Below are 9,013 nucleotides of genomic sequence, written 5' to 3'. Positions count from 1 at the left end.
AATGAGAGAATTAGCAAATGGGGAGGGTTGAGGAGTTCGGAAGAAAACGGAGTTTTTCAAAAGGAGGTTGAAGGGAGTTTTGGCGAGAAAAGGCTTTTAGAAGGGTAGTAGTTAGCTTATAGGTAGCTTATAGGAAGCTTATACGAATCTTGGACGATTGGTATAGGAAGGGTATGTAAGTAGTTAAGGATGAGGAGTTAAGAGTTAAGAAAAAAAGGTAGTTTTGAGGGTAATAAATCGAAAGAAAAGAGAAGAGAAATTAGAGAATTAGTCAATGAAAAAGCGCGATGTTTATTATTTTAAACATCGCGCTTTTCTTATCACTTTGTCAAAATTTAGGGATATTGGTAAAGTGTTTAACAGCTTGTCGTGCTACGACCTAACAACTACTATTCTTGTTGTTACTTCATCGAAGGCTATTTCTTCACCCTCTGGCAGGCTATCTACAAAACTGATACTATCAGTAAGGGTTTCGTTCTTGATATAGGCTTCGTTGGCAGTAACGGCTACTTGTAGGGCAGGGTGCGCTTGAAGGCGTATTTGTATGCGGTCGGTGATGTCGTAATCGTTGTCCTTGCGGATATTCTGAATGCGGTTCACCAACTCACGAGCGATACCTTCTTGGCGCAATTCGGGGGTGATGTGAATATCTAAAGCTACCAACAGACTGCCAGCGGTGGCTACCAACCAGCCTTCTATATCTTGGGTGCTGATTTCTACGTCGTCCAAACTCAAAGTAACCGTTTTGTCGGGCAGTTGCAAGCTGTACGTTTGTGCTTTTTCAAACTGTGCTATTTCCTGCTGACCAAATTCTTGTACCGCTGTGGCAATAGCTTTCATATCCTTACCGAATTTAGGTCCTAAGGTCTTGAAGTTCGGTTTGATTTGTTTTACCAATATACCTGAGGCATCTTCCAAGAGTTCTATTTCCTTTACATTCACCTCGTGCTTGATAAGGTTTGCTACGGCTTCTATTTCGGTGCGCTCGGCAGCGTTGGCTATCGGTATCATTATCTTTTGCAATGGCTGACGCACCTTGATGCTTTCTTTCTTGCGCAACGATAGTACTAAGGACGAGATAGTCTGCGCTTTCTGCATCTTGCTTTCAAGAGACTTATCGATGTAGCTTTCATTGGCTACGGGGAAATCGGTGAGGTGTACACTCTCTTTGTTTTCTTTACCGGTAACGCTTACCAAATCTTTGTACAATCTATCGGCATAGAAAGGTGCTACAGGCGCCATCAGTTTTGCGATGGTTACTAGGCAGGTGTAAAGCGTTTGGTAAGCAGCTATCTTATCGGTTTCGTATTCACCTTTCCAAAAACGGCGACGTGACAAGCGCACATACCAGTTACTGAGGTTTTCTTGTACAAAATCCGAGATAGCACGGGTAGCACGGGTAGGCTCATAATCAGCGTAGAGGGCATCTACTTCTTTGATGAGCGTATTGAGTTCTGAAAGTATCCAGCGGTCTATTTCAGGGCGTTCAGCCAGTGGTATATCGGCTTCGGCATAAGTGAAGCTGTCGGTATTGGCATAGAGCGCAAAGAATGAATAGGTGTTGTAGAGCGTACCGAAGAATTTACGGCGCACTTCGGCTACCCCTTCCAAGTCGAATTTGAGGTTATCCCAAGGGTTAGCGTTAGAAATCATATACCAGCGAGTGGCATCGGCACCGTACTCGGCTATGGTAGTAAATGGGTCTACCGCATTGCCCAAGCGTTTCGACATCTTTTGTCCGTTCTTGTCAAGCACTAATCCGTTCGATACTACGTTTTTGTACGCCACACTATTGAATACCGAAGTAGCAATTGCGTGAAGTGTATAGAACCAACCGCGTGTTTGGTCTACCCCCTCCGCAATAAAGTCGGCTGGGTAAGCGGTATGGTTTTCTATATAGTCCTTGTTTTCAAAAGGATAGTGCCATTGTGCATACGGCATAGAGCCAGAGTCGAACCATACGTCGATAAGGTCGGTTTCACGGTGCATAGGTTTGCCTGAAGGCGACACGAGCACTATGTTATCAACGATATTTTTGTGCAAATCAACCTTGTCATAATTGCTTTCGGAGTTATCGCCCACTACAAAATCTTTATAAGGGTCAACTGTCATCACACCTGCCGCGATAGCTTTTTGTATTTCGGCTTTTAGTTCTTCTACCGAACCGATGCAGATTTCCTCTTGTTTATCGGCTGTACGCCAAATAGGTAACGGGATACCCCAATAGCGCGAACGCGAAAGGTTCCAGTCGTTAGCATTTTTGAGCCAGTTGCCAAAACGCCCTTCACCGGTAGCCTTAGGTTTCCAGTTGATGGTTTCATTGAGGTCGAACATACGCTCTTTGAAGTCAGTAACCTTTATAAACCACGAGTCGAGCGGGTAGTACAACACGGGTTTATCGGTACGCCAGCAGTGCGGATAGCTGTGTACGTATTTTTCTACTTTAAAGGCTTTGTTTTCTTCTTTGAGGAGAATAGCTAAACTCACATCCCACGATTTTTCAGGTGCTTGCCCTGCATCGTAATACTCATTTTTGATGTATTTGCCGGCAAAAACCTCAGGAATATTATGCCCTGTGATGAATTTCCCTTGTAAATCTACTAACGGAATCAAATTGCCGTGCGCGTCTTTCACAAGCATTGGGGGCACGCCGTATTCTTTGGCTACACGGGCATCGTCCGCACCAAAGGTAGGCGCAATATGCACAATACCCGTACCATCATCGGTGGTAACAAAGTCTCCTGCAATCACGCGGAATGCTTGGTCGGCATTCTCGGCAGGAGCGCACCAAGTAATGAGTTGCTCGTAAGTAGTGCCTACGAGGTCTGCGCCTTTGCATTCTCCTAATACTTGGTAAGGAATTGTCTTGCTTTCAGGCGTATAAGCCGCTAAGGCTTGTGCATCGCTCTCTACGAACTTTTTGCCGAATTGTTTTGCCAAAAGCGGTTTGCCAATGATGATAGTAATCGGCTCAAAAGTATATTGATTGTAGGTTTTTACGAGTACATACTCAATCTCTTTGCCCACGGCAAGTGCAGTGTTAGAAGGCAATGTCCAAGGGGTGGTTGTCCAAGCGAGGATATGGATAGGTTCTTTTACATCCTCAAAGCGTTTAGCCAATTTTTCTGGAAACTGACGCACTTTAAACTGCGCCACAACCGTAGTATCGCTCACATCGCGGTAGCAACCAGGTTGGTTGAGCTCGTGCGATGACAAGCCTGTCCCTGCCTTAGGTGAGTACGGCTGAATGGTGTAGCCTTTGTAGAGCAATCCTTTATTGTAAAGTTGTTTCAAAAGCCACCACACGCTTTCCATATATTTGGGTTTATAGGTGATATAAGGGTCTTCCATATCTACCCAGTAACCTATTTTCTCGGTAAGGTCATTCCAGATATTGGTATAGCGCATCACGGCCTCCTTACAAGCCTTGTTATAGTCCTCCACGCTTATTTTTTTGCCTATATCTTCTTTGGTAATGCCAAGTTCTTTCTCTACCCCGAGTTCTACTGGCAAGCCGTGGGTATCCCACCCTGCTTTGCGTTTTACTTGAAATCCTTTCTGAGTTTTATAACGGCAGAAAATATCCTTAATAGAGCGCGCCATCACGTGGTGAATACCAGGTACGCCATTGGCAGATGGTGGTCCTTCAAAAAACACGAACGGAATGGCGCCCTCACGTGAGGCGATACTCTGCTCAAAGATGTTATTGGCTTTCCAGAAAGCCAATATTTCTTCTGCTATCTTAGTAAGGTCTAAGTGTTTGTACTCGTTGAATTTCATATAAAACAATAATTAATGATGAATGGTAAATGGTTAATATTGGCGCAAAAGTAGAAAAAAAGTTTCAAAGTACCAAGTTACTCTTCTAATCAGGGTTGTCAGGTGCTTTATAGCGACTCTTCACTTCCACCAACATCGTCCAAACATCTACGCCTCCTATTTTGGTTTGGTGGATTTGCTCAAAACCGTGTTTTTGGTAGAAAGATACATTTGTTTCGGTATTGGTAACCAAACTGAGTTGGCTACCTCCTTCACGCGCTACTAAAAGCAAAACGGCTTCGTCTAAAAATCTACCTCCTATGTGTTTACCTTGCCACGCGGGACTCACTACAAAACTCTCTAAATACCATCTGTTTTCAGAAGTTTGTTTTTTGGCGTGCTCGCTGCTCTTGTCTAAAAAGGGTAAAAAGTATTGAGTAGGTTTGGCATAACGCCAAAGCGCGAAAGCACCCGAGCGTAGGTAATCCCAAAGGGTAATACGAGTGTATCGCAACGATTGCATCACTGCGACGGCTATAATTTCGTCGTTTTCTTCGGCTATCAAGCAATAACCCTTACGGATATTACTCATCACTTGTACATAATGCAATTTGTTCAGATAGTCTATATACTTGCTATCGGTAGTAAAAAAAGAGTTGAGCACCTCGCGATACATATTGTAGTTAGCAAAAGCATCGGTGAGCACAGTGGCTACTTTGTGCGCATCGGCGGGAGAGGCAAGACGGTAGTTCATAAGTGGACGATTTGTAGATGAAAGTACAAAGATACAATATTTTTGTTAATGCACCAATTGTTCTCAGCTCTACCTCTACTATAAAAAACTTTGCCAAAGGCTCTTGTCCTTTGGCAAAACATATAAAAATAACAGCATCTAATTTCTATGTTCTATTTTCTAACTTCTACTGAAATCTTTCCTTTTAGCGTTTTACTTTTTGCCTCAATAGTAATTTCGCCTGCTTTTTCACCTGCTTGTACCATCATCACTAATTTCCCATTGAAGAGGTGCATTTTAGGTAAGTGAAAAGGGTCGGTGCAAGTAGCATCGCCATTGGCAGCTACTTTATAAAAGCCAGCACCTTTAATGCTGAACTGCACAAGGTCATTCACTGTTGGGCATAAATTGCCGTCCTTATCTACCGCTTCTACGGTGATGAAAGCGAGGTCTTTGCTATTAGGGGTAAGCACTGTTTTGTATTGAGTACTGAGACGCAAAGCATAAGGCTTGCCAGCGGTACGTATTTCTTTTTCGGCTACTGCCTTACCATTAGCATCGTAAGCTACTACTTTCACAGTACCAGGTTCGTACTTAGTATCCATCCACATTAGGCGGTAACGTTTCTGACGTTCTAAATCTGAAGGATTGCCGTCTTTTTCTTCCTCTTCTAATTTTATAGAGAGGTCTTTACTGCGTTTCCCTTGACTTTTGCCATTGATAAACAATTCGGCAGAAGGATAATTAGTATAAACGAAGATAGGAGTTACTTCACCCTCGCGCCCTTTCCAATTCCAATGAGGAAGGATATGCAAGGTTTCGGCTTCCTTATTCCAATGCGAGCGGTAGAGATAGAAGCGGTCTTTGGGTAGCCCAGCCAAATCTACTGCTCCAAAATAGGAACTATGGGAAGGCCATTCTACATAGTAAGGAGTAGGTTCGCCGAGATAGTCGAAACCTGTCCAGATGAACTCTCCTATGGTATAAGGCAAATCTTCTTGATGTATCCAGTCGTCTTCGGGCAAGTTCGACCAACCGCAGTGTTCTACGTCATAAGATGACGATTGCATATCGGGGTATTTAGCCATTGATTTGCGCTCTACGGGGAACTTATACACCCCGCGCGAGCTCACCGTTGAAGCGGTTTCACTACCCAAAATAAGCTGTTGTGGCAACTTGCGGTAAGCCTCTTTGTACTTAAACGGGCGGTAGTTGAAGCCCATTAGCTGCATCGTTGCTGCCATATTGTTTTTGAGCACATCGTGGGGTCTATCCATACCATTGCTCACGGGGCGGGTAGTATCGTATTTTTTGATGATATCTTGCAAATAGCGCGCTACTTGCGAGCCACTTTCTACGCTCTGTTCTTCTACCTCATTACCGATGAACCACATCAGCACGCTAGGGTTGTTGCGGTAGTGTTTTACAAGGTTCGTAAGGTCTTTTTCAACCCATTCTTTGAAGTAAAGGTGATAACCGTTTTCCACTTTGGGGATAGCCCACTCATCAAAACTCTCTACGGCAAGTAGCATCCCTAATTCGTCGGCTAAGCGGACATATTCAGGGGCGGGCATATTGTGCGAAGTGCGGATAGCATTCACCCCCATATCCCGCATCATTTGTATTTGTCGGCGTATGGCACTCTCGTTTACGGCAGCGCCCAGAGGACCTAAATCGTGATGCATACACACCCCTTGTATTTTGATTTTGCGCCCGTTGAGGTACAGACCATCGTTAGGCTTGAGTTCGATAGAGCGAACCCCAAAAGTAGTGGTTAACTCATCTTTTACAGTATCACCTTCATAGAGCTTGGTAACAGCTTTATAGAGGTACGGCTTGCCGATGTCCCACAAATGGGGATTGTCAATATACAGTTCTGCTGAAATCTTATCGGTAGTGTAAGGAGTCGCTTTGGTATTAGCATATGCTACTCTTTCACCTTGATTATTGAAAATAACAGTTTCTGCCGCAACCGAAGTCTTCTTATCAGCTACGAACTCAGTATTTACTACTACTTTGGCGAAGTTGTTTGTTATTTCGGGGGTGGTAATCTGCACACCCCAAATAGGGATATGCGTCTTGTTTTTAGTGATGATATGCACATTGCGGTACAAGCCTGCCCCTGGATACCAACGCGACATCTGGGTAAGGTTGTTGAGGCGCACTGCCAAAGTGTTGTTATTGGCTTTTACGTAAGGAGTGATATCCAAGAAGAAAGTGTTGTAGCCATTGTGCCATTCACCGGCTTTTTGTCCGTTTACAAACACTTCGGGGTTACTCATCGCCCCGTCAAACTGTACAAACACTTGCTTATCTGACGTAAGTTCAGGCACGTTGAACTGCGTGCGGTACCAACCTACGCCTACAAAAGGTAACCCTCCCGTACGCCCTGTGTGTTCAATAGCCGCTTTTTGTCCGTCCTGCTTGATAGCCGTGCGTTGGATATCGTTTTCCATATCAAAAGGACCATAGATAGCCCAATCGTGAGGCACCGTTACGCGTTGCCATTTGGCATCGTTGTAATTAGTTTGCGAGAACGCTGGTTTGTCCTCACGGGTAAATTTCCACCCTTTTTCGAGGGTTTGCTGTTGTTGCGCCCAGTTTGTAGCGACAACGCCTAATAAAAGTAAAAGGTTGATTTTGTTCATTTTTATAAATCAGTAGTTTTTTAATCGGAGTTCTGGAAGCTTCTTATAGCTTTCGTTTATCTTTTCACTCCTCACTTAATTTGAGTACACCTCAAATTTTGAAATGCTTACAGAGTTCGGTGCCATTTTTTTCTTGTTAAGGAGGGCGATTGAAAAGTCAATTTCACATTCTTTTCCAATCCAATAATCACCAAATTCCCCACCTTGTCCTTGGACGCCATTTCTCCAAGCAAGTAAAACCTCTCCATCGGTGGTTTTCGCTTGCACATAAACTTTTCCTCTTGGCTTTGAGTTAAAATCGGGTTTTGTTAGTTTTACAGTCACACGTAACACTGTATTACCTCCATCTCCACCCCATACTTCATCTTTTATTCTAGCATTAATTCCATTTTGGGTAACTTCTCTAGTGCCTTCTGGGAACTCTTTACCACTCCCTTTATCATCGTCTTTTCCACAAGAAACTAAGGTAATGGCTGAGCATAGTATTAATAATGCAAATGTTACGTTAATTAGTTTTTTCATTTTATAATGTTTTTAATCATTAATTCTGCAAATATAAGGATTTATTTTGGTATTGGCAAGTTTATCTTTTACCTTTTACTTTCCGAAGCTTCTTAAAAAACGTTTCCTCTCTCTCGGCTATGGTGTACAACTGTTGTGAGAGGGCGTTATAGACATCGGCTTGGGTGCTGCGGTTTTTGTATACGCGGGCTATGGCTACCGCAAAGTCGCGCCACGCATCACCGATATCGGTAATTTCTTTGGAGAGCTCTAATAAGGTATCGTTTTTTAGGAGTTTGCCTGCTTCCTGCAAGAAAGCACCGTAGATAAACCTAAAACCTGCACCCCCAGTGCCTATCTCTTCCTGCATACGTATCAGCTGAGCGAGGTAGTGATTGGTAGTCTTTGCACCTTTCTTGCGGTGCCATTTCAGTATATCCTTGCTGAGTTTCTTAATTCCTGCTACACCCACTATGGGCACAGGAGCGAGCATCGTACTGCACGTCTGCTTGATACCCTTCCATATTGCCTTTTCCAACTGAAGCTCTTTGGGTAAATGAGTAGGGTAGTAGAGGTGTCCTTTGGGTGCCAATACCCCATTGGCAAAACGCACTTTGGCGAGTTCCTCAGGCGTAAGGGTCGTAGTATAAGGAATCACGGGGTCGCTAATAAGGTACTTGCCGTCTTCTTTGCCATAAACCACTAAGTTATGCGCGTTAAAATGAAAGCGGTACTCATCGGGAAAATAAGGTAGGTTGAACACCCCCACTTGCAAGCCCGTAGGGATACCCTTGGCAAGATTGTTGTCGAGGGCTTGTTCTGCCTTTTCGGGGGAAGAAAACTTTTGGCGTTTCACCTTAAATCCTAAACGTTTGGCTACTTTGCTGAAAATATGTCCCGGCATTGTGCGGTAACTAATAGCAGGTGCTTCGTTCACTCTTATCCAAGGAAAGTAGAAGAACAACAGTCCCGACCCAATCCCAAAGACCATCGGTTCACTCAGTTCCACTCCATTGAAGTGCAACAAATTAGATGCTACTCCATTTTCACAGTGCGCCGACTGTTTATGTTCAAAATCTATTGTCATATTGAGTAATAAAGCGCAAAGGTAGGGCATAATTAGCAAATGAGCAAATTTCACAATTTGCGAAAGCGCACAAATGTAAGAAAATTATCAGTGTGAATCAAGGTTTTAAGGAATGATTATCTCTGATTTACAACCTCATAGTCGTTTTTCCGTCCCCACATTCCCCCTCTTTGAGGTAGCCAGCAATAGCTGAGTATGTACCTCGCGACAGCTGGGTATGTGTAAGGAGGGAGGTTTCTATTACACTTTTTCCTTATTGCCTATGACCTAAGACCTCACACTTCC

General features: G+C 43.7%; 5 protein-coding genes. All 5 read right to left on the bottom strand.

Translation table 11 applies throughout. The features are described 5' to 3' along the window. Positions 1 to 372: 372 nt before the first annotated feature. Entirely contained in the window at positions 373 to 3,780 is a 3,408-nt protein-coding gene (ileS, locus tag HMPREF9072_RS06335; protein ID WP_009410944.1) for an isoleucine--tRNA ligase, read from the bottom strand. A gap of 85 nt (positions 3,781 to 3,865) precedes the next feature. Continuing rightward, on the bottom strand, positions 3,866 to 4,513 hold the full coding sequence (locus tag HMPREF9072_RS06330) for a GNAT family N-acetyltransferase (RefSeq protein WP_009410943.1): 648 nt from the start codon (positions 4,511 to 4,513) through the stop codon (positions 3,866 to 3,868). Positions 4,514 to 4,665: 152 nt separating this feature from the next. Then, positions 4,666 to 7,140, bottom strand: a complete 2,475-nt coding sequence (locus HMPREF9072_RS06325; protein WP_009410941.1) for a DUF4982 domain-containing protein — start codon at positions 7,138 to 7,140, stop codon at positions 4,666 to 4,668. A gap of 75 nt (positions 7,141 to 7,215) precedes the next feature. Next, positions 7,216 to 7,662, bottom strand: a complete 447-nt coding sequence (locus HMPREF9072_RS06320; protein ID WP_009410940.1) for a hypothetical protein — start codon at positions 7,660 to 7,662, stop codon at positions 7,216 to 7,218. Positions 7,663 to 7,723: 61 nt separating this feature from the next. After that, positions 7,724 to 8,728: a BtrH N-terminal domain-containing protein gene (locus tag HMPREF9072_RS06315; RefSeq protein ID WP_009410939.1), complete on the bottom strand. Its 1,005-nt coding sequence runs from the start codon at positions 8,726 to 8,728 to the stop codon at positions 7,724 to 7,726. Between the last annotated feature and the right edge of the window lie 285 nt (positions 8,729 to 9,013).

This window comes from Capnocytophaga sp. oral taxon 324 str. F0483, assembly GCF_000318315.2.
Classification (GTDB): Bacteria; Bacteroidota; Bacteroidia; order Flavobacteriales; family Flavobacteriaceae; genus Capnocytophaga; species Capnocytophaga ochracea.
The sequence above is the reverse complement of the archived record's forward strand: the minus strand, read 5'-3'. Positions and strand labels throughout refer to the sequence as shown.

Excerpts from the sequence above, each read along its gene's own strand:
- ileS (WP_009410944.1), bottom strand. The coding sequence starts at position 3,780 with ATGAAATTCAACGAGTACAAACACTTAGACCTTACTAAGATAGCAGAA.
- HMPREF9072_RS06330 (WP_009410943.1), bottom strand. The coding sequence starts at position 4,513 with ATGAACTACCGTCTTGCCTCTCCCGCCGATGCGCACAAAGTAGCCACT.
- HMPREF9072_RS06325 (WP_009410941.1), bottom strand. The coding sequence starts at position 7,140 with ATGAACAAAATCAACCTTTTACTTTTATTAGGCGTTGTCGCTACAAAC.
- HMPREF9072_RS06320 (WP_009410940.1), bottom strand. The coding sequence starts at position 7,662 with ATGAAAAAACTAATTAACGTAACATTTGCATTATTAATACTATGCTCA.
- HMPREF9072_RS06315 (WP_009410939.1), bottom strand. The coding sequence starts at position 8,728 with ATGACAATAGATTTTGAACATAAACAGTCGGCGCACTGTGAAAATGGA.